Source organism: Corynebacterium sp. HMSC066C02 (assembly GCF_001814945.1).
Classification (GTDB): Bacteria; Actinomycetota; Actinomycetes; order Mycobacteriales; family Mycobacteriaceae; genus Corynebacterium; species Corynebacterium aurimucosum.
Genome location: NZ_KV818466.1, coordinates 1 through 487 on the forward strand (window position 1 = coordinate 1; position 487 = coordinate 487).

Here is a 487-nt window from a genome sequence, read left to right on the forward strand (position 1 = left end):
CCTCGGCGGCGGTCGAAGTGGTCCATGATGATTTCCTTAACTTCCGGTTACCCGCCACTCCCTGCGTCATTGTGGGAAACATTCCCTTTCACCTCACCACTGCCATTCTTCGAAAGTTGTTGCATGCGCCGGCATGGACTGACGCTGTACTCCTCATGCAGTGGGAAGTCGCTCGCCGCCGGGCCGGGGTAGGCGCAAGCACGATGATGACGGCTCAGTGGTCCCCATGGTTCACATTTCACCTGGGTTCTCGGGTACCAAGGTCTGCTTTCCGGCCACAGCCAAACGTTGACGGGGGGATCTTAGTGATCCGCCGGGTGGGTGACCCGAAGATTCCGATAGAGCAGCGCAAAGCCTTTCAGGCGATGGTGCACACCGTTTTCACTGCCCGGGGACGCGGGATAGGGGAAATTCTCCGAAGGGCAGGGTTGTTTTCATCACGTTCAGATACACAATCATGGTTGCGCTCGCGAGGAATCGACCCCGC

Annotated in this window: 1 protein-coding gene; it reads left to right on the top strand. The window is 58.3% G+C overall.

What is annotated here, in order from left to right:
• Positions 1 to 487 (top strand): 23S rRNA (adenine(2058)-N(6))-methyltransferase Erm(C) (locus tag HMPREF2996_RS09385; RefSeq protein WP_210398919.1); only part of this gene is annotated, 487 nt, incomplete at both ends.